At 69.0% G+C, this 23,184-nt stretch carries 20 protein-coding genes and 2 pseudogenes; 10 read left to right on the top strand and 12 right to left on the bottom strand.

Annotation, left to right across the window (positions count from 1 at the left end):
• The 7 genes and pseudogenes from F7Q96_RS24540 to F7Q96_RS24570 form a co-directional block, all read right to left on the bottom strand.
• A pseudogene (locus tag F7Q96_RS24540) lies at nt 1-477 on the bottom strand (hypothetical protein); the annotation flags it as partial.
• Nucleotides 461-1,372: a 50S ribosomal protein L11 methyltransferase gene (prmA, locus tag F7Q96_RS24545; RefSeq protein WP_053822528.1), complete on the bottom strand. Its 912-nt coding sequence runs from the start codon at nt 1,370-1,372 to the stop codon at nt 461-463. The gene prmA and the pseudogene F7Q96_RS24540, both read right to left, overlap by 17 nt.
• Before the next feature lie 95 nt (nt 1,373-1,467).
• Nucleotides 1,468-2,835 (bottom strand): acetyl-CoA carboxylase biotin carboxylase subunit, encoded by a 1,368-nt coding sequence (gene accC, locus F7Q96_RS24550; RefSeq protein WP_151023453.1) that lies wholly within the window; start codon nt 2,833-2,835, stop codon nt 1,468-1,470.
• A gap of 157 nt (nt 2,836-2,992) precedes the next feature.
• Complete coding sequence (gene accB / locus F7Q96_RS24555) at nt 2,993-3,457, bottom strand: acetyl-CoA carboxylase biotin carboxyl carrier protein (RefSeq protein WP_151023455.1); 465 nt, start codon at nt 3,455-3,457, stop codon at nt 2,993-2,995.
• Between the two features lie 171 nt (nt 3,458-3,628).
• Nucleotides 3,629-4,108: a type II 3-dehydroquinate dehydratase gene (aroQ, locus tag F7Q96_RS24560; protein WP_226994913.1), complete on the bottom strand. Its 480-nt coding sequence runs from the start codon at nt 4,106-4,108 to the stop codon at nt 3,629-3,631.
• 248 nt (nt 4,109-4,356) lie between these two features.
• Complete coding sequence (locus F7Q96_RS24565; protein WP_053822525.1) at nt 4,357-4,932, bottom strand: TlpA family protein disulfide reductase; 576 nt, start codon at nt 4,930-4,932, stop codon at nt 4,357-4,359.
• 69 nt (nt 4,933-5,001) lie between these two features.
• Nucleotides 5,002-5,712, bottom strand: a complete 711-nt coding sequence (locus F7Q96_RS24570; protein WP_053822524.1) for a hypothetical protein — start codon at nt 5,710-5,712, stop codon at nt 5,002-5,004.
• Nucleotides 5,713-5,945: 233 nt separating this feature from the next.
• On the opposite strand from F7Q96_RS24570, the gene mpl reads away from it, so the two are divergent.
• From mpl to mtgA, 8 genes and pseudogenes are all read left to right on the top strand, one after another.
• Entirely contained in the window at nt 5,946-7,337 is a 1,392-nt protein-coding gene (mpl, locus tag F7Q96_RS24575) for a UDP-N-acetylmuramate:L-alanyl-gamma-D-glutamyl-meso-diaminopimelate ligase (protein WP_053822523.1), read from the top strand.
• 14 nt (nt 7,338-7,351) lie between these two features.
• Nucleotides 7,352-7,945: pseudogene (locus tag F7Q96_RS24580) on the top strand (YqiA/YcfP family alpha/beta fold hydrolase); the annotation flags it as partial.
• A gap of 130 nt (nt 7,946-8,075) precedes the next feature.
• Nucleotides 8,076-8,702 (top strand): chorismate--pyruvate lyase family protein, encoded by a 627-nt coding sequence (locus tag F7Q96_RS24585; protein WP_053822522.1) that lies wholly within the window; start codon nt 8,076-8,078, stop codon nt 8,700-8,702.
• An 88-nt stretch (nt 8,703-8,790) separates the two neighbouring features.
• A complete protein-coding gene (gene fabG / locus F7Q96_RS24590) occupies nt 8,791-9,531 on the top strand; it encodes a 3-oxoacyl-ACP reductase FabG (protein ID WP_053822521.1) in 741 nt (246 codons plus the stop codon).
• Between the two features lie 233 nt (nt 9,532-9,764).
• Nucleotides 9,765-11,897 (top strand): ribonuclease catalytic domain-containing protein, encoded by a 2,133-nt coding sequence (locus F7Q96_RS24595; RefSeq protein WP_053822520.1) that lies wholly within the window; start codon nt 9,765-9,767, stop codon nt 11,895-11,897.
• Nucleotides 11,898-11,957: 60 nt separating this feature from the next.
• On the top strand, nt 11,958-12,827 hold the full coding sequence (locus F7Q96_RS24600; protein ID WP_053822519.1) for an energy transducer TonB: 870 nt from the start codon (nt 11,958-11,960) through the stop codon (nt 12,825-12,827).
• Between the two features lie 70 nt (nt 12,828-12,897).
• Nucleotides 12,898-13,782 carry a shikimate dehydrogenase gene (gene aroE, locus F7Q96_RS24605; RefSeq protein ID WP_082371548.1) on the top strand — a complete coding sequence of 295 codons (885 nt, stop codon included), beginning with the start codon at nt 12,898-12,900 and terminating at the stop codon, nt 13,780-13,782.
• A gap of 150 nt (nt 13,783-13,932) precedes the next feature.
• Entirely contained in the window at nt 13,933-14,634 is a 702-nt protein-coding gene (gene mtgA, locus F7Q96_RS24610) for a monofunctional biosynthetic peptidoglycan transglycosylase (protein ID WP_053823204.1), read from the top strand.
• A 54-nt stretch (nt 14,635-14,688) separates the two neighbouring features.
• On the opposite strand, the gene corA is transcribed toward mtgA, so the two are convergent.
• Together corA and F7Q96_RS24620 are read right to left on the bottom strand one after the other, a co-directional pair.
• Nucleotides 14,689-15,651 carry a magnesium/cobalt transporter CorA gene (gene corA / locus F7Q96_RS24615; protein ID WP_006577335.1) on the bottom strand — a complete coding sequence of 321 codons (963 nt, stop codon included), beginning with the start codon at nt 15,649-15,651 and terminating at the stop codon, nt 14,689-14,691.
• A 501-nt stretch (nt 15,652-16,152) separates the two neighbouring features.
• Nucleotides 16,153-17,046: a DMT family transporter gene (locus F7Q96_RS24620; RefSeq protein ID WP_053822517.1), complete on the bottom strand. Its 894-nt coding sequence runs from the start codon at nt 17,044-17,046 to the stop codon at nt 16,153-16,155.
• A gap of 210 nt (nt 17,047-17,256) precedes the next feature.
• On the opposite strand from F7Q96_RS24620, the gene pyrF reads away from it, so the two are divergent.
• The gene (pyrF, locus tag F7Q96_RS24625; RefSeq protein ID WP_053822516.1) at nt 17,257-18,099 is read left to right on the top strand and encodes an orotidine-5'-phosphate decarboxylase; all 843 of its coding nucleotides are present in this window, start codon (nt 17,257-17,259) and stop codon (nt 18,097-18,099) included.
• Nucleotides 18,100-18,124: 25 nt separating this feature from the next.
• On the opposite strand, the gene F7Q96_RS24630 is transcribed toward pyrF, so the two are convergent.
• The 3 genes from F7Q96_RS24630 to thiL all read right to left on the bottom strand — a co-directional run bounded on the left by F7Q96_RS24630 (nt 18,125) and on the right by thiL (nt 20,394).
• Complete coding sequence (locus F7Q96_RS24630) at nt 18,125-18,622, bottom strand: CinA family protein (protein ID WP_151023457.1); 498 nt, start codon at nt 18,620-18,622, stop codon at nt 18,125-18,127.
• A 61-nt stretch (nt 18,623-18,683) separates the two neighbouring features.
• On the bottom strand, nt 18,684-19,250 hold the full coding sequence (locus F7Q96_RS24635) for a phosphatidylglycerophosphatase A family protein (protein ID WP_053822515.1): 567 nt from the start codon (nt 19,248-19,250) through the stop codon (nt 18,684-18,686).
• 130 nt (nt 19,251-19,380) lie between these two features.
• Nucleotides 19,381-20,394, bottom strand: a complete 1,014-nt coding sequence (thiL, locus tag F7Q96_RS24640; protein ID WP_151023459.1) for a thiamine-phosphate kinase — start codon at nt 20,392-20,394, stop codon at nt 19,381-19,383.
• Between the two features lie 312 nt (nt 20,395-20,706).
• Between thiL and F7Q96_RS24645 the strand changes: the two genes are divergently transcribed.
• Nucleotides 20,707-23,055, top strand: coding sequence for an NADP-dependent malic enzyme (locus F7Q96_RS24645; protein WP_053822514.1), 2,349 nt, complete (start codon nt 20,707-20,709; stop codon nt 23,053-23,055).
• Nucleotides 23,056-23,184 lie beyond the last annotated feature (129 nt).

Genomic DNA, 23,184 nt, shown 5'->3' on the forward strand with positions numbered 1-23,184 from the left:
CTCGAGCCACGGCCGCAGTGCGGGTGCGCGCGCCGCCAGCTCGGTGCGCCACAGCAGCGCGGCGGCAAGCAGCGCAAGCAGCGTGGCCAGCGCCGCGGCGCCGATGGCCCAGCGCAGCCGACGGCGGCGCGCGGCCGCACGCCGTGCCGCCAATGCAGCCTCTTCGGGCGTGCCGGACAGGTCGGCGGAGAAGGGGACGGTGTCGGGCGCGGCGCCGCCTTGCCAGCGGCGCATCGCCTGTTCGCGTGCGATCGCGCTCGGCGCGATCTCGTTGGATTCGACGGCCCGTGCGCGCAGATAGCCGCCGGCGCTCAGGCTGCGTTTGTTGCCGGTGCGGCTACCGGTGCCGGCGTTTGCGGCGGGGCTGGCATCGCTGCCGGTGTCCGTGCCGGCATCGCGGCCGGCACGCTGCGGCCCGGCCTCGCGCCGGGCGTCTTCGGGAGGTTCGGGATGGCCGGCGTCAGGCGCGGGTGCCATGCAGACAGACCCAGCCTTCGTCGCTGCGCCAGACGGTCAGCGGCAGCCACGGCGCATAGGCGGCCGCGACCTCGTCGGCCTGCCGTTCGAGCACGCCCGACAGCACCAGCCGGCCGCCCGGCCGTACGCGTGCGCTCAGCATCGCGGCCATCAGCTTCAGCGGGTTGGACAGGATATTGGCGACCACCAGGTCGTAGGTCGCGGTGCCGGTGGAGGCGGCCAGTGCCGCGGCCTCGTCGGGCAGCGCGAAGGTCGCGCTGACGCGGTTGCGTTCGGCGTTGTAGCGCGAGGCTTCGACCGCGTTCGGATCGATATCGACGCCCAGCGTGTCGCCGGCGCCGAGCTTCCTGGCGACGATGGCCAGGATGCCGGAGCCGCAGCCATAGTCGAGCACGGTCTCGCCCGTCCTCAGGTTCTGCTCCAGCCACTGCATGCACAACCGCGTGGTCGGATGGCTGCCGGTGCCGAAGGCGAGGCCCGGATCGAGCTCCAGCACGACGGCATCGGGGTCGGGCGCATCGTGCCAGGACGGCACCACCCAGATGCGCTCGCCGATCCGGATCGGTTCGAACTGCGACTGCGTCAGCCGCACCCAGTCCTGGTCCTCGACGCTGCGCACTTCGCTGGCGGGGACCGCGCAGCCCAGCGCGTTGGCCGCGGCGGCGAGTACCAGCGCCGGGTCGGTGTCCTGATCGAACAGCGCGACCAGCCGCGAGTGCTGCCATGCCAGCCGGGTCGGTTCCATGCCCGGCTCGCCGAACAGCGGCTGCTCATCGGGCGTGTCGGCGTCCGCGTCCTCGACCGAAACCGACAACGCTCCGAGCTCGAACAGCGCGTCGGACCAGGCCTCGGCCTGATCCTGGGCAATCTCGATTACACATTCCTGAAATGCCACGCGCTTTCCCCATGCTGGCCGCCTGCCGTGGTGGGCGGGGCGGCCGTCAAACTGCCGTTGCTGCCGCTGCTGTCCGGAACTGCCCCCGGGCCTTCTCAGACCTTCTCGCCCTTGGCCACGCTCTTCTGCGCCAGGCGGTGCTCCAGATAATGGATGCTGGTGCCGCCTTCGACGAAGTTGGCGTCGAGCATCAGCTCGCGGTGCAGCGGCACATTGGTCTGGATGCCGTCGACCACCATCTCCGACAGCGCGATCCGCATGCGGGCGATGGCCTGCTCGCGGGTGGCGCCGTAGGTGATCAGCTTGCCGATCATCGAATCGTAGTGCGGCGGCACGAAATAGCCATCATACGCGTGCGAATCGACCCGCACGCCGGGGCCGCCCGGCGCGTGCCAGGCGGTGATGCGGCCCGGCGACGGCGTGAACTTGAACGGATCCTCGGCGTTCACGCGGCATTCGATCGCGTGGCCGCGGAACTGCACGTCCTTCTGGCGATAGCGCAGCTTCTCGCCGAACGCGATGCGGATCTGCTCCTGCACGATGTCGATGCCGGTGATCATCTCGGTCACCGGGTGCTCGACCTGCACCCGCGTGTTCATCTCGATGAAGTAGAACTCGTTGTTCTCGTACAGGAACTCGAACGTGCCGGCGCCGCGATAGCCGATCTTCTTGCAGGCCTCGGCGCAGCGGTCGCCGATCCGCTCGATCAGGCGGCGCGGAATGTGCGGTGCCGGCGCTTCCTCGATGACCTTCTGGTGGCGGCGCTGCATCGAGCAGTCGCGCTCGCCCAGCCAGATCGCCTGGCGATGCTGGTCGGCCAGCACCTGGATCTCGATATGCCGGGGGTTCTCCAGGAATTTCTCCATGTAGACCTCCGGATTGCCGAACGCGCGGCCTGCTTCCTCGCGTGTCATGTTGACGGCGTTCAGCAGCGCGGCCTCGGTGTGCACCACGCGCATGCCGCGTCCACCGCCGCCGCCGGCCGCCTTGATGATGACCGGATAGCCGACCCGTCGCGCGGTGGCCAGGATCTCCTTCGGGTCCTCGGGCAGCGCGCCCTCGGAGCCCGGCACGCACGGCACGCCGGACTTGATCATCGCCTGCTTGGCCGACACCTTGTCGCCCATCAGCCGGATGCATTCCGGGGTCGGGCCGATGAAGACGAAGCCGGACTTTTCCACGCGCTCGGCGAAGTCGGCGTTTTCCGACAGGAAGCCGTAGCCCGGGTGGATCGCCTGTGCGTCGGTGACCTCGGCCGCCGAGATGATGGCGGGCATGTTGAGGTAGGACTGCGGGGAGGGGGCCGGGCCGATGCAGACCGCTTCGTCGGCCAGCTTGACGTACTTGGCCTCCTTGTCGGCTTCGGAATAGACCACCACGGTCTTGATGCCGAGCTCGCGGCAGGCGCGCTGGATGCGAAGGGCGATTTCGCCTCGGTTCGCGATCAGTATCTTTTCGAACATAGTCTCTCTCTGCGCAGCGGAAAGGGCGGTCACGCCGGAGGGGCGCGCAACGGACGCCGCGTCGTCGACCGGCGGCCGGCGCCGCATGCCGCCACGCGAAACGCCCGCATGGTGCGGGCGTGAGCAGCGCATGGGGCCGGGCGTGCCGTCCTCAGTATCAGCCGATGACGAACAGCGGCTGGCCGTATTCGACCGCCTGGCCGTTCTCGACCAGGATTTCCTTGATCACGCCGGCCTTGTCGGACTCGATCTCGTTGAGCAGCTTCATCGCCTCGATGATGCAGACGGTCTGGCCTTCCTTGACCGTGTCGCCGACGTTGACGAAGGGCGCCGCGCCCGGCGATGGCGCGCGATAGAAGGTGCCGACCATCGGCGAGGTCACGACGTGGCCCTGGGGCAGCTGGGGCGCGGCCGGTTCGGCGGGGATCGCGGCAGGCGCGGCGGCCGGAGCCGGCGCGGCCGCGATCGCCGGAGCGGCGGCCTGCATCGGCATCGGCTGGGCCATCACCTGGGGCGGCGCCTTGACGATGCGCACCTTGCCTTCGCCCTCGGTGACCTCCAGCTCGGAGATGCGGGATTCGGCCACCAGGTCGATCAGCGTCTTCAGCTTGCGCAGGTCCATCTTCTATCCTCCTGAATCGGGTTGTCCGGAACCGCCCGCGATGGCGGCGGCGCCCGGAGAAATCGTTGCGGCCGGCAATCGCGCCGCCGCGCCGGGCGCGCGAGGCAGCCGGCGAGGGCGCGCACACCGGCGCGCGCCAAGGGTACTGTGTCTGTTTCTGACGACGCGGGGTCAGGCCCCGGGCGGCGCCTGTTCCTGCCCGAGGGCATAGTCCAGCGCCAGCAGGTAGCCCTGCCAACCGAGCCCGCAGATCACGCCGACCGCCAGATCGGAAAAATAGGATCGGTGGCGGAAGCTCTCGCGGCGATGCACATTCGACAGGTGTACTTCGACGAACGGGATCGACACGCCCGCCAGCGCGTCGCGCAACGCCACGCTGGTATGCGTGTAGGCGGCGGGATTGATGATGATGAAATCCACGCCTTGCTCGCGCGCGGCATGGATACGGTCGATCAGCGCCCCTTCGTGGTTGGACTGGAACGTCGCCAGTCCGATGCCCGCGGCGGCGGCGCGCTGCCCAAGGGCGGCATCGATGTCGGCCAGCGTGGTCGTGCCATACGTCTGCGGCTCCCGCGTGCCCAGCAGGTTCAGGTTGGGTCCATGGAGGACCAGCACCTGACGGCAGCGGGCGGCGCTAGGGCTTGGACGGATATCGGTCACGGCAGCTCGACCAGTTCTACGAAATTGCGCGGAGATTACCGTAGCTTAGAGGGATTTGTCTAGCACACGGTACAGGGCGGATCCGCGAATCCCGCCTTGGAGAGGCACGATGCATCGCATTGGAATGGGCTCGACCCGGTAATTGCCACGGGTTGCGCGATTTCGCCGCAATTGCGGACCGGTTCGCGCCAGAAGGCGGCAAAACCACGCCGGCAGCACCCCGCCGGCAGCCGAGGCCATTATCCCCTGGGCAGCACGGCGCGCAGCTCGTCGGGCATCACGCGCCCCATCTTGCGCAGCCGCACGACCCCCTCGGCATCGATCACGACTGTATAGGGCAGCCCGCCCGCCGCATTGCCGAAGCTGCGCGTCAGTTCCGTGCCGGCGAATCCGGCCACCGCCAACGGATAGGCAACCGGCACCTTCTGGACGAACTCGCGGATATTGCTGGCCGAATCGATGCCGATGCCGACAAATTCGACGCCGCGGGACTGGTATTCCTGGTGCAGCGCGGTCAGGTCCGGCATTTCTTCGACACAGGGTCCGCACCAGGGCGCCCAGAAGTTGACGACCACGGTCTTGCCCCGCAGCGTATCCATCCGGATCGGCTTGCCGTCCGCGTCGGGCAGTTCGATGCGGTACAGCGCCTCGACGGCCTGGTCGCTGGCCGGCTGCGGCGAGAAGACCCGGTTACCGACCACCGCGCCGGCGATCGCGGCGGCAACCGCAATCGCCAGCCAGAACAGCACCCGGCCGCGCCGTGCCGGTTTCGGCGGCGAGGGCGGGGCGGAGGACGTGGGGGAATCGGCGTTCATGATGGCCTCGAGCAGGAAAGAGGAATGTTGGCGCCGGTTGGCTGCGACCGCGGCGCCCGTTCTACTTATTTAGATGGCGTCGCCGTTGGCTGCCCGGTCGTCCGCGGCCGCCTCGTCCGCCGCGATCAACGTGCGCAAGGCGTCCTCGTCGATCCGCAGCGGCCGGCCGCCGGCCTCGCCGCGCGCGCCGCGTTCGTCGTTGGCGTCGTACAGCGCGATATGGATGCCGACCGGCGCGCCCAGTTCGGCGCGGACCTCGCCGGCCAGCAGGCGCGCCTCGCGCTGCGCCGGCCACTGGCCGCGCCACAGGAAGCTCAGCGTCTCGACCTCGCCCTTGTTGGCGAAGTGCCGCGTCTCGCTGGTTTCGAAGTCGACACCGGCATTGAGCAGATGCAGGGCGACATCCTTGGGGCTGTCGCAGAAGCACTGCAGATGGATATCGGAATGCTCGGTCGCGGTGCCGTTGAGCACGGCGCCGGCCAGATACGGGCGGAAGCCGGCCAGATCCTGCATCGCCAGCAGCGCCACGCGGCGCAGCAGGGCGAGGATGCGCGGCTGGCTGTCGGCATGGAACAGCGCCTGATAGGCGCGGACCTCGTCCTCGACCATCTCGTTGTCTGGCAGCCAGTCGCCGGCGATGCGCACGTCGCCAAGCAACTGGCGGGCGGCCTTGCGCTTGGCGGTGGCGTAATCGGCGCCATCCTCGGCGATCATCCGGGCAGCGGCTTGCGCGATCTCGTTGCGCAGACGCGCCGGATCGATGGGGGTACGTCGTGACATCCCACGATGATACCCGCTGCCGCCGAGCCTCGGCTCGCACGGTACAATGCGGCACTGCGGCACGGTGCGGTCGCGCCGATGTCCCTGTCCAGTGCGCCATCGACGCCGGCCATCGCCGCCCGCCGACGCGCCACAGTCAAGCTACCGTCGCGCCACCGTCAAGCCCGCAGCGACCTTCGCCGCGGGCTCGCGCCATCAACCCTCGCTTTCCATCCGGCTGTTCACCGATCCCCATGCATATTCATATCCTCGGTATCTGCGGCACCTTCATGGGCGGCCTTGCCGTGCTGGCCAAGCAGGCCGGCCATCGCGTCACCGGCTGCGACGCCAATGTCTATCCGCCGATGAGCACGCAGCTCGAGGCCCAGGGGATCGAACTGATCGAAGGCTTCGATCCGGCCCAGCTGTCGCTGGAGCCTGACCTGTTCGTGATCGGCAACGTGGTCTCGCGCGGCAATCCGCTGATGGAAGCGATCCTGGACCGCAACCTGCCCTATGTGTCCGGCCCGCAATGGCTCGGCGAACACGTGCTGCGCGGCAAGTGGGTGCTCGCGGTCGCGGGTACGCACGGCAAGACCACGACGACCTCGATGCTCGCCTGGATCCTGCAGGATGCCGGCTACGAGCCGGGCTTTCTGGTCGGCGGCGTGCCGCAGAACTTCGGCGTATCGGCGCGGGTCACGCCGTCGGACTTCTTCGTGATCGAGGCCGACGAGTACGACACCGCCTTCTTCGACAAGCGCAGCAAGTTCGTCCACTACCGGCCGCGCACCGCGATCCTCAATAACCTGGAGTTCGATCACGCCGACATCTTCCCCGATCTCGCCGCGATCGAGACGCAGTTCCATCATCTGGTGCGCACCGTCCCGAGCCAGGGCCGGCTGCTGGTCAACGGCCTCGAGGAGAGCCTGGCGCGCGTGCTCGAGCGCGGCTGCTGGAGCGAGGTCGAGCAGTTCGGCACCGGCGACTGGCGCGCCAGCGATGCGGCCGAGGCCGCCGGGGCCGATCCCGCGCTGGACGCCTTCGATGTGTGGCACGGCGAGACGGTGGTCGGCCGCGTGCAATGGACGCTGCAGGGCGTGCACAACCGCATGAACGCGCTGGCCGCGATCGCCGCCGCTCGCCATGTCGGCGTGCCGCCGGCTCAGGCGATCGACGCGCTGGGCCGCTTCGCCAACGTCAAGCGCCGCATGGAAGTGCGCGGCGTGGCCGGCGGCGTCACCGTCTACGACGACTTTGCCCACCATCCGACCGCGATCCAGACCACGCTCGACGGCCTGCGCCGTCGCGTCGGCGCGTCGCGCATCCTGGCGGTGCTGGAGCCGCGCTCCAATACGATGAAGCTTGGCGTGATGAAGGCGCAGCTGCCCGCCAGCCTGGAGCTGGCCGACCTGGTGTTCGGCTATGGCGCGCCCAGCGGCAAGGACGCGCTGGGCTGGGACCTGGCCGAGTCGCTGGCGCCGCTGGGCGAGCGCGCCGCGGCGTTCGACAACCTGGACGCGCTGGTCGCGGCGGTGCGCGCCGCCGCGCGGCCGGGCGACCATGTGCTGGTGATGAGCAACGGCGGCTTCGGCGGCGTCCATCAGAAGCTGCTGGACGCGCTGGCGGCGCAGGCCCGGGGTTGAGCGGAGCGGCGCCGATGCTGTTGTATCTGCACGGATTCCGTTCGTCGCCGCGCTCGTTCAAGGCGCAACTGGTGCAGCAGCGCCTGCGCGAACGCGGCCTTGGGCGCTACTACGCCTGCCCGATGCTGGACGTGTCGCCGGCGCGTGCGATCGAGCAGGCCGAGGCCGCGATCGCCGCGGCGCGGCTCTCGTCTTCCAGCGATCGGCCCCTGGCCATCGTCGGCTCCTCGCTCGGCGGGTACTACGCACGCTGGCTCGGCGAGCGGCACGGCTGCCCCACAGTGCTGCTGAACCCGGCCGTGCATCCGTGGACCGATCTCGAACGCCATCTCGGCGAGCAGCCGCTGTGGCATGGCGGCGGCTCCGTCAAGGTCGAGCGCCATCATCTGCAGGAACTGCTCGATCTGCGCGTCGACACACTGCGCCACCCGGAGCGCTTCTATCTGCTGGCGGCCACCGGCGACGAGGTGCTGGACTACCGCGAGATGGTGGCGTCCTGCCCGGGCGCGCGCATCCGCGTGATCGAGGGCAGCGACCACGGCATCAGCGAGTTCGCCGACTATGTCGACGAGGTGCTGGACTTCTGCGGCTACGGCACCGCCGGGGAAGGGCGCGACGACAGCGGCGCCAGGGACGACCACACGGACGACCACAAGGAGGGCAACAAGGACGGCAACAAGGACGGCAACAAGGACGGCAACAAGGACGGCAACAAGGACGGCAACAAGGAAGGTGGCAATGCCTGACGCCCGCGCGGCGCGCGTGCGCCGCTGTGCCTGGAGCGGGCACCTGCCGTTCGACGCGGCGCTGGGGGCCAACCTGCGCCGCTGGATCACCGGCGAAGGCTCGCTGACCGCGCGGCTGATCACCGCCTCGTCGCGCTTTCGCGTCAGCAAGCTGTCGCAGCGGATGGAGCGCCCGCTGGCCGACGAGTGGCACACGCTAGGGCTGGGCGCGCCGCTGCCGGTGATCGCCCGCGACGTGCTGCTGGTCTGCGACAACACGCCGGCCGTGTTCGGCCACACCATCGTCCATCCGCGCCATGCGCGCCGCGACTGGCCGTTTCTTGGCGGACTGGGCGACCGGCCGCTGGGCGGCGCGCTGTTCGTCGATCCGCGCGTGCGCCGCGATCCGTTCGAATTCGCCCGCCTGCTGCCGCATCATCCGCTGGCGCAGCGGCTGCGCCGCGCGCTGCCCGGGTTCGGCGAAGAGCTGGCGGCGATGATGCTGCCGGCGCGGCGTTCGGTGTTCCGGCGCGGCGCCGGCGTGATGCTGGTGACCGAGGTGTTCCTGCCGGACCTTGCCACGCGGCCCGCGCCGCGCACCCCGACCGGCATGCCGGTACCGATGCGTCCGCCGCGGTAGACCCCGGCGGCGCACCGGCCCGTCGGCCCGGCCGGCGCTCCCACAAATCGATAACGACAGCCAACCCCACTACCACGAGAACACAACGATGAAACTACAGGGACGGATTGCCATCGTCACCGGCGCCGCCGCCGGTATCGGCTTTGCGACCGCGCGGCGCTTCGCCGCCGAGGGCGCCATCGTGATCCTGTGCGACGTCAACGCCGAACGCGTCCAGCAGGCCGCCGCGCAGTTGGCCGCCGGCGGTGCCACCGTGCGCGCGCACCGGGTCGACGTGACGCAGCGCGAGCAGGTCGACGCGATGGTCGCGGCGACGCTGGCCGAGCACGGGCGGATCGACATCCTGGTCAACAATGCCGGCATCACCAAGGACGCGCGGCTGGTCAAGATGACCGAGGCCCAGTTCGACGCGGTGATCGACGTCAACCTGAAGGGCGTGTTCCATTGCGCGCAGGCGGTCGCCGGTCCGATGATCGAGCAGGGCCGCGGCGTGATCCTGAACGCCTCCAGCGTGGTGGGCCTGTACGGCAATTTCGGCCAGACCAATTACGCGGCCAGCAAGTTCGGCGTGGTCGGCTTCACCAAGACCTGGGCGCGCGAGCTCGGGCCCAAGGGCGTGCGCGTCAATGCGGTGTGTCCGGGCTTCGTCGCCACCGAGATCCTGCAGACGGTGCCGGACAAGGTGCTCGACGGCATGAAGCAGGCCTGCTGGCTGGGCCGGCTGGCCGAGCCCGACGAGATCGCCAGCATCTACGCCTTCCTTGCCAGCGACGACGCCAGCTATATCAACGGCACCGCGATCGAGGCCAGCGGCGGCATGTCGATCTGAGGGCGCGATTCTGCGTCGCTCGCCCGGCGCCGCCGGACACGTTTTATTGCGTGGCCGGGCAGGCGGCCGCGCGAGCCCGGTACGGTATCATTGACGACCGGCCGCCGCCGCGTGCGCGCGGCCGGCGACTCCCCCGCCCGGCACGTGCCGGGCGGTGACGCTTATCCATTTCCGAGGCGGGCAGCGCGCCTCGCCGACGCCCGGTTTCCGGCATATCTGAAAGACCCGATCCCATGCAGTTGTTGTTCGAGGAAGGCGGCGAGATCCGCGCCGGTACCGTGCTGAATCAGCAAGGCGAGGCCTATCAGGTCGAATTGCCCGCGGGCAAGCGCACCAAGGTCAAGTCGCGCGACGTGCTGCTGCAGTTTGCGCAGCCGAGCGCGGCCGAGCTGCTGTCGCAGACCGCGGCGCTGACCGGCGACATCGATCTCGATTTCCTGTGGGAATGCGCCCCCGAGCAGGAGTTCGGCTTCACCGAGCTGGCCGCCGAATACTACGGCGCGTCGGCCAGCCCCGCGCAGCAGGCGGCGCTGGCGATGGCGCTGCACGGCAATCCGGTCTACTTCCGCCGCAAGGGCCGCGGCCGCTACCAGCGCGCGCCCGAGGACCAGTTGAAGGCGGCGCTGGCCGGGCTCGAGCGCAAGCGCCAGCAGGCGCTGGTGCAGGCCGAGTACGAGCAGCAGCTGAAGGCGGGCACGCTGCCCGAGGCGTTCCGCGGCAAGGTGCTGACGCTGCTGTTCAAGCCGGACAAGAACAGCCTCGAATACAAGGCGCTCGACGCCGCCTGCACCGCGCTGGGCAAGTCGCCGATGCGGCTGATGATCGAGGTCGGCGGTGTGCCGAACGCGCGCGCGCTGCACGAGGCCCGTTTCCTGTCGGAATGCTTCCCCAGGGGCACCGGCTTTCCGGAGGTCACGGTGCCCGAGCCCGCGGGCGAGTTGCCGCTGGCGCCGGTCCAGGCGTTCTCGATCGACGATGTCACCACCACCGAAATCGACGACGCGCTGTCGGTGATGCCGCTGGACGAGGGGCGCCTGCGCATCGGCATCCATATCGCGGCGCCGGGCCTGGGCATCCGCCGCGGCGATCCGCTCGACGCGATCGCGCGGCAGCGGCTGTCGACGGTCTACTTCCCCGGCGACAAGATCACGATGCTGCCGGATGCGGTGGTCGAGCGCTATACGCTGCAGGAAGGGCGGCAGTGCCCGGCGCTGTCGCTGTACGTGATCTACGACCCCGCGGCGCAGCAGATTCTCGCCAGCGAGACGCGCGCCGAGATGGTCAGCATCGCCGCCAACCTGCGCCACAACCTGCTCGACGAGGTGGTGACCGAGGCCGCGCTGACCGAAGGCACCGGCGACTATCCGTTCCGCGAAGCGCTGACCGCGCTGTGGGGCTTCGCCAATTTCCTGTACGACGAACGCCAGCGCGCGCGCGTCGCCAGCGGCCTGCGGCCCGAATCGCACAGCCGCGCGGACTACAGCTTCTATCTGGACGAGCAGGACGACGGCAGCCAGCGCGTACGCATCGAGCAGCGCAAGCGCGGCTCGCCGCTGGACAAGATCGTCGCCGAGCTGATGATCCTGGCCAACAGCACCTGGGGCAAGCTGCTGGCCGACCACGGCGTGCCGGGCATCTACCGCACGCAAAAGGCCTGGGGCATGCACCGGACCCGCATGCAGACGTATCCGGCCCCGCATGAAGGCCTGGGCGTCGCGCAGTATGCGTGGAGCACGTCGCCGCTGCGCCGCTACGTCGATCTGGTCAATCAATGGCAGATCATCGCGGCGGCACAGCATGGCGTGACCGCCAAGCTGGTGGCGCCGTTCAAGCCCAAGGACGCCGATCTGCTGGCCGCGGTCGCGGATTTCGAGGGCACCTATGCCGCCTATGCCGAGCACCAGTCGACCATGGAGCGCTACTGGTGCCTGCGCTGGCTCGCGCAGGAGAACCGCGAGCGCATGATGGCGACCGTGCTGAAGGACGGCGCGGTGCGCTTTGCGGAGATCCCGCTGGTCACGCGCGTACCCGAGCTCGCGCAGGCCGCGCGCGGCACGCAGGTGCTGCTGGAGATCGCCGGCACCGACGAGCTGACGCTGGAAGTCAGCTGCCGCGTGCTGGAGGTGTTTGCCGGCGAGGGCGAGCTGCCCGCCGAAGAGCTCGAAGGCGACGAGGAGTCGGCGGAGGTTTCCGCCGAAGCCGCGGCCGAGGTGGCGGCCGAGCAGGCCGCGGAAGAGGCCGCCGAGCAGGGTACGGAGACGGTGCCCGAGACGCTGGACGGCGCCGGTGCCGATGCCGGCGCCGAAGCGGCGCCCGGCACCGGCGTCGGCGACAGCGGTCCCGACAGCGGCCGCGCTGCCTCCTGAGCCAGACCCGCCGTGAACCTGCGTCGCGCTTTCGGCCAGTGGTGGCAAGGCAGCAGCACGATGGCCAGGGCCGTCGCGATCTCGCTGGCCGTCCATGCGCTGCTGCTGGCCGTCCGCTTCGGCGCGCCGGAAGCCTTCGCGATCAAGCGCAGCGATACCGTGCTCGACGTGGTGCTGGTCAATGCCAAGTCGGGCCAGCAGCCGCTCAAGCCCGCCGCGCTGGCCCAGGCAGATCTGGACGGCGGCGGCGACCACCAGCAACAGCGCGCCACGACCCCGCTGCCGTCGCAGCCGGTGCCGCGCGACGGCGATCTGGTGCGCCAGGTGCAGCGCCGCGTCGATCTGCTCGAAGCGCGCCAGCAGCGGCTGATGACGCAGCTGCGCGAGAGCGCGCCGCCGGTCCACAGCCAGCCGCTGCGCCCGGGCGAGCGCCGTCTCGATACCCCGGCGCGCGGCCAGGACGAACACGATTCTCTCGACGAGATGGCGCGGCTGGAGGCCGAGATCGGCCGCAATCTGGAACACTACGCGCGCCGGCCCAAGCGCCACCAGATCACCGCGACCAGCGCCCAGCAGGTCGTCTACGCCCGCTACTACGATCGCCTGCGCAGGAAGATCGAGGCGCGCGGCACCGCGGACTTTCCGCGCCGCGCCGGCCAGCCGCTGTACGGCGAGCTGATCGTGGCGATCAACGTCGACCGCCATGGCCGGCTCGGCTACGAGCGCGGCGGCTATCGCGTCGACGGCGTCGAGCTGGTCAAGAGCTCGGGCAACGCGGCGCTGGACCGGCAGGCGATCGCCATCGTGCGCGCCGCGGCGCCGTTCGGCGAGTTTTCGCCGGAGATGCGGGCCCGCTACGATATTCTCGAAGTGATTTCGACGTTCAAGTTCTCGCGCAGCGGGCTGGAAACCCGGCTGCAATCCCGCTAAATGACGCCGATCGCGGACAGCATGGCCGATCGCGCCTTGCCAGCAGACTGAAATGACTACGCCTACCCAGATGCCAAACGCAGACCTCGCCGTGGACCGCTATGCCGTGGTCGGCAATCCGATCGCGCACAGCCGCTCGCCGCAGATCCACGCGGCCTTCGCGCGCCAGACCGCGCAGGCGCTCAGCTACGAGCGCCTGCTGGCACCGCTGGACGGGTTTGCCGACACCGTGCGCCAGTTCTTCGCCGAGGGCGGCCAGGGGCTGAACGTGACGACGCCGTTCAAGGTGCAGGCCTTCGAACTGGCCGACCGGCTGACGCCCGGCGCCGAGGCCGCCGGCGCGGTCAATACGCTGTGGATGGAGGACGGCCTGCTGCACGGGGACAACACCGATGGCGTGGGCCTGGTGCGCGATATCGTCGATCGCCTCGGCGTCGAGCTCGAAGGCCGCCGCATCCTGCTGCTGGGCGCCGGCGGCGCGGCGATGGGGGCGATGCTGCCGCTGATCGATTGCCGGCCCGACCGCATCGTGGTGGCCAACCGCACCGCCGACCGCGCCAGCGAGATGCTGGAGAATTTCGCCGAAGCCGCCGGCGAGGCTGGCGTCGAACTGTGGGGCGGCGGCTTCGATGCGCTGGCCGGGCTGTCCGAAGATGACGGCTGCGAGGTCGTGATCAACGCGACCGCCGGCAGCCTGCAGGGCGATGTGCCGCCGGTACCCGAGGCGCTGCTCGGCGAGGGGGTGCTGGCCTACGACATGATGTACGGCGCCGAGCCGACCGTGTTCCTGCGCTACGCGGCGGCGCAGGGCGCGCGTACCGCCGACGGCCTCGGCATGCTGGTCGAGCAGGCGGCGCAGGCCTTCTATCTCTGGCGCGGCGTGCATCCGGACACCGCGCCGGTGCTCGACGAACTGCGCGCGCTGCTGCAGCAGGAAGCGCAGGGCGGACGCTGAGTCGCCGCGTTCTTGCCGCCGTCATTTCGACTTCCGTTTCTTCGTCCACATCGCTTACCGACCGACGCGAGTTCCGCCTTGGCCCAACGCAAACGCGCCGTCCGTTCTCGTGCCGCCGCCGCGTCCGCGCGCGCGGGCGCTTCCTCGCCGCTGCGCTGGCTCGCGTGGCTGGCGGGCAGCGTGCTCGCCGGCGTGGCCGCGATGCAGGTCTATTTCTTCCTGCAGATCGCCGCGTGGCAGGTCGTCGATCCTGGTCCGACCTCCTTCATGCGCGCCGAACGCTGGCGCCTGTGCGGCTGGAATGTCTGGAGCTGCGGCATCGAGCGGCAGTGGGTGCCCTATGCCGATATCTCGCGCAATCTGAAACGGGCGGTGATCGCCAGCGAGGACGCCGACTTCGTCAATCATCCTGGCTATGACTTCGACGCGATGCTCGAGGCCTGGGAGCGCAACAAGAAGCGCGGCCATATCGTGCGCGGCGGGTCGACCATCACGCAGCAGCTGGCCAAGAACCTGTTCCTGTCGCCGGAGCAGCATTACCTGCGCAAGGGCCAGGAGCTTTTGATCACCTGGATGCTGGAGTTCTGGCTCGACAAGCAGCGCATCTACGAGATCTATCTGAACTCGGTCGAGTGGGGCGAGGGCGTGTTCGGCGCCGAGGCGGCCGCGCGCCACTACTTCAAGACCAGCGCCGCTCGCCTCAGCGTGGGCCAGGCGGCGCGGCTGGCGGCGGCGCTGCCGGCGCCCAAATGCTTCGACAAGAAGCAGTACTGCGCCCATGTGCGCGTCAACTTCCGCGCCAAGGCCGGCATCATCGCGCGCCGGATGGGGTCGGCCACGCTGCCGGACTGATGCCTTCGGGCGGCGACCAGCCCGGTCGCCGTCGCGGCGCCGGGCCTTGCCGCCTCAGCTGAGCCAGCCCTTGCGGCGGAAATAGATCAGCGGAATCGCCGCCGACACCGCCATCAGCGCGATCGCCCACGGATAGCCGGCGGCCCAGTCGAGCTCGGGCATCACCTTGAAGTTCATGCCGTAGACGCTGGCGATCAGGGTCGGCGGCATCAGCGCCACCGACACCACCGAGAACAGCTTGATGATCTTGTTCTGGTTGATGTTGATGAAACCGACCGTCGCGTCCATCAGGAAGTTGATCTTGTCGAACAGGAACGCGGTGTGGTTCTCGATCGAGTCGATGTCGCGCAGGATCTGGCGCGCCTCGTCCTGCTGCTCGGCGGACAGCAGCTGGCTGCGCATCAGGAAGGACAGCGCGCGCCGGGTGTCCATCACGTTGCGGCGGATGCGGCCGTTGCGGTCTTCCTCGCGCGCGATGGTCTCGAGCACATCGGCCGCGGCGGCATCGGTCACGTTCTCGGCCAGCACGCGCTTGCTGGCGTCCTCCAGCCGTTCGTAGATCTCCTCGATCGAGTCCGCCGAGTATTCGGCGTCGGTCGCGTACAGATCCATCAGCACGTCCTTGGCGTTGCGCACCGAGCCCGGGCGCATGCGCGCGCGCAGCCGCACCAGCCGGAACACCGGCAGGTCCTCGTCGTGGATGGAGAACAGCACGTCGCGCGTCAGCACGAAGGCCACGCGCACGTTGCGCGAGACCTCGTCCTCGTCGAGCAGGAAGTCGGTGCGGATATGGATGTTCTCATCCTCGCCCTCGAAATAACGGGCCGAGGCCTCGAGGTCGCCAAGGTCCTCGAGCTCGGGCAGGGCCACGCCGTAGGCTTCCTTGATCCAGTCCAGTTCCTCGTCGTCGGGGCTGACGACATCGATCCAGATGGGCTTGTGCTGCAGCAACTCGTTGCGGTCGTCGACCTGCTCCTGGGCGAGCCGGCCTTTCTGCAGGACGAACAGATTGATCATCCCCGGTATTCCTTATGCCGTGCGATGAAGAAAAGCGGCAGGCAGGCTTGCGGCACGGCCGGGCCGCACCCTTCGCGACGGCGAATGGCGGGCTCGAAGGCAAGCGTGATCGCGCTGCGCGGACGGGCCGTGCAAGGCGATGGCGTTTGCCGTTGATGGCTGGCAAGCCGGGTGAGGGAAGTCCGCAACAACGCGGCGGGCCCGTTGCATCGATGGCCGCCGGTGGCAGTACGGAAAAAACACTCGCCCGCAGTGTGCTGCGGGCGGGTTCGGCGAGCGTCCGACCAGCATGGTCCGGACGGGTTCGTCGTTACGCAGCCCGCAGTGACATGGCATTCGTAGAGGTCGCGGCTTTGCCGCGGCAACTCGAACACCCGATGCTACTGCCCACGTAATTTCTCCGGGATTATGGATGGGCGCGAGTGTAGCCCAACGCGACCGCGTTTGTTAAGTGAAATCTGGATGAAGCGTCACCGCGGCCAGTGAGAGCGGGGCCGCGCGTCAGCGCCGGCGCAGCCGCGGCAGCAACAGCGGCACCAGCAGCACCGAGGCCAGCGCGGCGAACATCAGCACGATGGCGGCGTAGTCCTGCCAGTGCGGCTGCTCGCCCAGCATCCACATGCCCGAGAACACGCCGACCACCGGGATGAACATGATCGACAGGCTCGACACGACCGGCGGCAGCGAACGGGCCAGCGCGAACCAGACCAGATGGCAGAAGGCGAACACGACCACCGCGTTGTACAGGATCGCCGCCCATTCGATCGCGTTCGGCATGCGCCAGCCGTCCTCGAACAGCATCGTGCCGACCAGCAGGAACGGCAGCGCGACGGCCAGCATCCAGAAGGTCAGCGTGCCGAGCGGGATATCGACCGGGGTGCGCTTCATCAGCTGGGTGCCGTAGCCCCAGCCGGCGGCGGCCGCCAGCATCATCACGGTGCCGGTCGGGCTGCCGGTCAGCGCGCCGAACTCGCTCGACATCAGCAGCAGCGTGCCGGCCAGCGCGCAGCCGATGCCGACCCAGGCCCAGCCGGAGATCCGCTCGCGAAACAGCAGCAGCCCCCAGACCACGGCCCAGATCGGCATCGTGTAACCCAGGATCGCCGCGCGGCCGGACGACAGCATCTTGACCGCCCCGATCGCCAGCAGGTGCCAGATCACCATATTGGGCAGCGCCAGCTTGAACACCGTGCCCCAGGCCTCGCGCGGCACCGTCAGCGGGATGCCCTTGGCACGCAGCGCCAGCCCCAGCGCGATCAGGCCACCGGCCATGCACAGCAGGCGGAAACCCAGCGGCGGGAAATGGGCCACGCCGATCTTCATCACGGGCCAGTTGACGCCCCAGGCGAGCGTCAGCGCGACGAGCAGGGCAAGGTTGCGGCGATCGAGAGTCATGGAGGGCAGCCGGCTACGGGTGCGTTACCGCTCTTTCTATTGGTTTCGTCTGTCGGAAAAGCGCAAGGAAGATAGCATGCAACGGGTAAAATTGCCGGCAACGACCCGCCCGTCGCCGGCCGCCGCGATTGCCTTCGCGTGCCGGCGCACGATGGCCAACGGTCCGCCGCGGCCCATCCCGGGCCCCGACGCCACGCATTCGAGCGATCCATGACCCGTTCTTCCGTTCCTCCCGTCCCGTTCACCGAGCAGCTGACCCAGGCCTGGCGGCGCAACGATTCGCTGCTGTGCGTCGGGCTCGATCCGGACCCGGGCAAGCTGCCGCTGTCGCTGACCGGCGCCGGCGGCGCGATCTTCTCGTTCTGCCGGGAGATCGTCGACGCCACCGCCGACCTGGTCTGCGCCTTCAAGCCGCAGATCGCCTACTTCGCCTCGCAGCGCGCCGAGGACCAGCTCGAACAGCTGATCCACTATATCCACGACGCGCACCCCGGCATCCCGGTGATCCTCGACGCCAAGCGCGGCGATATCGGCTCGACCGCGCAGCACTACGCGATCGAGGCGTTCGATCGCTACCAGGCCGATGCGGTCACGGTCAGTCCGTATATGGGATTCGATTCGGTCGAGCCGTATCTGGCCTATCCGGAGCGCGGCGTCATCGTGCTGTGCCGCACCTCGAATCCGGGCGGCTCCGACGTGCAGTTCCTGCAGGTCGAGGGCAAGCCGATCTATCAGCTGGTCGCCGAGCAGGCCGCGGCGCGCTGGAATACGACCGGGCAGATGGGGCTGGTGGTCGGCGCGACCTTCCCCAACGAGATCGCCAGGGTGCGCGAGCTGGTCGGCGACATGCCGCTGCTGATTCCGGGCATCGGCGCCCAAGGCGGCGACATCGAGGCCACCGTCAAGGCGGGCCGCACCGCCGACGGCACCGGCATGATGATCAATTCGTCGCGGGCGATCCTGTACGCCAGCCGGGAGAAGGACTTCGCCGCGGCGGCCCGCCGCGCCGCGCTGCAGACGCGCGACACGATCAATCGCTTCCGGCAGGGTTGAACGGGCGGCCGGGGTGCCGCGGCGCTCAGGCCTCGTTGCGGACCAGCTCGAGCAGGCCGCGCATCGCATGCTCGGCGGCCTGGCGGCGGATCTGCTGGCGGTCGCCCTTGAAGCGCTGGGTCTCGACCCGGGTCACGATGCGGTTGCTCCAGCCGAAGCAGACCATGCCGACCGGCTTCTCCGGCGTGCCCCCGGTCGGACCGGCGACGCCGGTGATCGACAGCGCCACCTGGGCGCGGCTGTTGAGCAGCGCGCCCTCGGCCATCGCGTGGGCGACTTCCTCGCTGACCGCGCCGTAATCGCGGATCAGCTTGGCGGGGACGCCGAGCATCGTGCTCTTGGCTTCGTTCGAGTAGGTCACGAAGCCGCGTTCGAACCAGCCGGACGAACCGGCGACGTCGGTGATCGCGGCCGCCACCAGCCCGCCGGTACAGGACTCGGCGGTGGCGACCATCAGCGATTTTTCCTTGAGGGCGATGCCGGCCTGGACGGCAAGCTGGTCGAGCAAGCGGCTGATGGACATGATGACGGCTCTCGTGCTGGCGGGGAATCGATGCGGTACGGTTGCGGCGGCGCGGATGCGCTCAGAACGAGCGCCACAGCGCGAACACCAGCAGCGTGTAGAACGCCGCCACCAGATCGTCGAACATCACGCCGAAGCCGCCGCGCAGGCCCGGGCCCTTGAGCGTGCGGTCGTAATAGGCGATCGGCGCGGGTTTGGCCATGTCGAACAGCCGGAACCACAGGAAGGCGGCGAACTGGCCCCAGAAACCGGTCGGCATCACGAAGGCCAGCACCAGCCAGAACGCCACGATCTCGTCCCACACCATGCTGCCGTGATCGTGCACGCCCATCGCGCGCGCGGTCCGTGCGCAGGCCCACAGGCCCAGCAGGAAGCCGCCGATGATGATCCACAGCCAGGCGGACGGCTGCACCCACAGCGAGATCACGACGAAGGACAGCCAGCCGTACAGCGTGCCCACGGTGCCGGGCACCACCGGCGACAGGCCGGAACCGAAGCCCAGCGCGATGAAATGCGCGGGATGGGACAGCATGAAGCGCGCCGTCGGGCGCAGGATCTTGGCGGTCTGACCGGCCTCCAGCGTCATCGCGGGATCGGTCGACGCCGAACCGGGAGGGTAGGCGGACATCAAGGTATCTGGCTCGTTTGTTATCGCGGTCGGAGGCGGCCGGGGCTCGTTGGCCTATCCGCGCGGCAAGCTGCCGCCGGACGCGGCGCTCCGCCGCATGGCGGCATCATGACATGCCGCCGTCCCGCTGTCAGGGGTTGGCGAAATGATCGAAGCTTCTGGCCTGGAAGGAGACGGGCTCGCCACCGGCATCGACCAGGCGCAGCCCCGGCTCGGCGGTGATCGTGCCGACCCGGGTCAGCGCCAGCCCCAGCCTCAGCCCCAGCGCGGCCAGCGCCTCGCGTGCGCCGGCCGGGGCGGTGAAGCATAGCTCGTAGTCGTCGCCGCCGGCCAGCACGCATTCGAGCTGGCAGTCGCGCGGCTGGCTCGCCAACACCTCGGAACGCGGCAGCGCGTCGATGTCGAGCAGCGCGCCGACCTGCGAGCGCTCCAGGATGTGGCCGAGATCGCCGACCAGCCCGTCCGAAATATCGAGCGCCGCGTGGGCCAGCCCGCGCAGCGCCATGCCGAGCGCCACGCGCGGCGTCGGCGTGTCCATGCGCGGACGCACCAGCGTGAAGTCGGGCTCGGGCAACAGCCATTCGCCGCGGCAGTCCCCGAGCGCCAGCCGCGCGTCGCCAAGCGTGCCGGAGATCCAGATATCGTCGCCAGGCCGGGCGGCGTCGCGGCGCAGCGCGCTGCCGCGCGGCACGTCGCCGAACACCGTCAGCGACAGCGTCAGCGGGCCGCGCGTGGTGTCGCCGCCGACCAGCTCGCAGCCATGCGCGTCGGCCAGTTCCAGCATGCCCGCGGCCAGCTCGGCCAGCCAGGCGGGCTCGGCCTCGGGCAACGCCAGCGCCAGCGTGAAGGCGCGCGGCTCGGCGCCCATCGCCGCCAGATCGGACAGATTGACGGCGAGCGCCTTGTGGCCCAGCGCGCGCGGCGGCACGTCGGGAAAGAAATGGCGGCCGCTGACCAGCATGTCGGTGCTGACCGCCAGCAGATGGCCCGGGCGCGGGTCCAGCAGCGCGCAGTCGTCGCCGACGCCGAGCACCGCCTTGCGGGCCGGACGGGTGAAATAGCGGCGAATCAGCTCGAACTCGGAAAGCTGCGCGGATGGATGCGTGGAAAGGTGCGCGGCGGCGTCGCGGTCGGTCGGAGGCATGCTGGAGTCGGCTCGGAAGCCCGCCGGGTGGGGCGCGGTACGAAGGCGGGGCAGTCCTGGGAGTCTCGTGATGGGGCCGCCGGACGAAGCCTTGGACGGCATGCACGGCTGGTCAGTACCGCCGGCATCCGGCATATTGTACCGAAACGCAAAGGTGCCTCTCGCAAAACGCTTATTGTGAAATAAAATTTCACAATATAAAATGCGGGGCTCGATCAGGAGACAGCGGGCAGGTGGAGCCGGCCCGCGAGGGTGTGTTCCCACCGTTTTCCGCTTCGTCAAACACGGCTCCACAGACCGGAAGATGCGCCGATGACCAGTCCTTCGCAGCCCGATTCACAGCCGAACTCGCAGGCAATCTCGCAAGACGAGCTGAAACAGCAGCAGCGCGAGGCGCTGCGCAAAGCCGCCCTCGAATATCACGAGTTTCCGACCCCGGGCAAGATTTCGGTCACGCCGACCAAGCCGCTGTCGAACCAGCGCGACCTGGCGCTGGCCTATTCGCCGGGCGTCGCGGCCGCTTGCGAAGAGATCGTCGCCGATCCGGCCAATTCCTTCCGCTACACCGCGCGCGGCAATCTGGTCGGCGTGGTCACCAATGGCACCGCGGTGCTCGGCCTGGGCGACATCGGCCCGGCGGCCTCGAAGCCGGTGATGGAAGGCAAGGCGGGCCTGTTCAAGAAGTTCGCCGGCATCGACGTGTTCGATATCGAGATCGACGAGAAGGACCCGGAAAAGCTGGTCGACATCATCGCCTCGCTGGAGCCGACCTTCGGCGGCATCAACCTCGAGGACATCAAGGCGCCGGAGTGCTTCTATGTCGAGCGCAAGCTGCGCGAGCGGATGAAGATTCCCGTCTTCCACGACGACCAGCACGGCACCGCGATCGTGGTCGGCGCGGCCGTCATCAACGGGCTGCGCGTGGTCGGCAAGGACATCAAGGACGTCAAGCTGGTCGCCTCCGGCGCGGGCGCCGCGGCGCTGGCCTGCCTGGACCTGCTGGTCGATCTCGGCCTGCCGCTGTCGAACATCTGGGTCACGGACCTGGCGGGCGTGGTCTACGAGGGCCGCACCGAACTGATGGATCCGGAGAAGGCGCGCTTCGCGCAGAAGACCGACAAGCGCAAGCTGGCCGAGGTCATCGACGGCGCGGACATCTTCCTGGGCCTGTCGGCCGCCGGCGTGCTCAAGCAGGACATGGTGCAGCGGATGGCCGACCGCCCGCTGGTGCTGGCGCTGGCCAACCCGAATCCGGAAATCATGCCGGAGCAGGTCAAGGAAGTGCGGCCCGACGCGGTGATCGCCACCGGCCGCACCGACTATCCGAACCAGGTCAACAACGTTCTTTGCTTCCCGTTCATCTTCCGCGGCGCGCTGGACGTGGGCGCGACGACCATCACCAAGCAGATGGAAATCGCTGCCGCGCACGCCGTCGCGGAACTGGCGCGGCAGGAGCAGAGCGATATCGTGGCGACCGCCTACGGTATCCAGGACCTGTCGTTCGGCCCCGAATACCTGATTCCGAAGCCCTTCGATCCGCGCCTGATCGTCAAGGTCGCGCCGGCGGTGGCGCAGGCGGCGATGGATTCCGGCGTCGCGACCCGCCCGATCGAGGACATGGACGCGTACAAGCTGCAGCTGCAGCAGTTCGTCTACCACTCGGGCACGCTGATGAAGCCGATCTACGCCGCCGCCCGCAAGGTCGCGATGGAGAAGAAGCGCATCGTGTTCGCCGAGGGCGAGGAAGAGCGCGTGCTGCGCGCGGTGCAGGTGATCGTCGACGAGAAGCTGGCCAACCCGATCCTGATCGGCCGGCCCGCCGTGCTGACGCACCGCATCGAACGCTTCGGCCTGCGCCTGCGCATGGGCGTCGACTTCACCGTGGTCAACCCCGAGCACGACGAGCGCTTCCGCGACTACTCCGACACCTACTACCGGATGATGGCCCGCCAGGGCGTGACGCCGCAGTACGCCAAGCTCGAGATGCGCCGCCGCACCACGCTGATCGGCGCGATGCTGGTGCACAAGGGCGAGGCCGACGGCATGATCTGCGGCACCGTCAGCAATACCGCCGCGCATCTGCGCTATATCGACCAGGTGCTGGGCGGCACCAACGAGGTCTATGCGGCGATGAACGGCCTGGTGCTGCCGGGCCGCCAGATCTTCCTGGTGGACACCCACGTCAACGTCGATCCGAGCGCGCCGCAACTGGCCGAGATCACGATCATGGCGGCCGAGGAGCTCAAGCGCTTCGGCATCGAGCCCAAGATCGCGCTGCTGTCGCATTCGAACTTCGGCTCGTCCGAGGCGCCGTCGGCGCAGAAGATGCGCGAGACGCTGGCGATCCTGCGCGAGCGCGCGCCGGAACTCGAGGTCGACGGCGAGATGCACGGCGACTGCGCGCTCGACCAGAAGCTGCGCGACCAGCTGGTGCCGGACGGCACGCTGAAGGGCGAAGCGAACCTGCTGGTGTGCCCGAACATCGACGCCGCCAATATCGCCTACAACCTGCTGAAGACGGCCGCCGGCAACAACGTGGCGATCGGCCCGATCCTGCTGGGCGTCAACGCACCGGTGCATATCCTGACGCCGTCGGCAACGGTCCGCCGCATCGTCAATATGACGTCGCTGGTGGTGGTGGACGCGGCGGCGAAGCGGTAAGACCTCGCCAGGCGAGGGCAGGAGCCGGGGCATGCCCCGGCTTTTTTATTGCTCCCCGGAGGCGGTTAGTGTGCGCATACATTCCATTAACGCCTTGAAACAATTCAGGTTTTCGGCGTCACCCGGGCG

Source organism: Cupriavidus gilardii (assembly GCF_008801915.1).
GTDB lineage: Bacteria > Pseudomonadota > Gammaproteobacteria > Burkholderiales > Burkholderiaceae > Cupriavidus > Cupriavidus gilardii.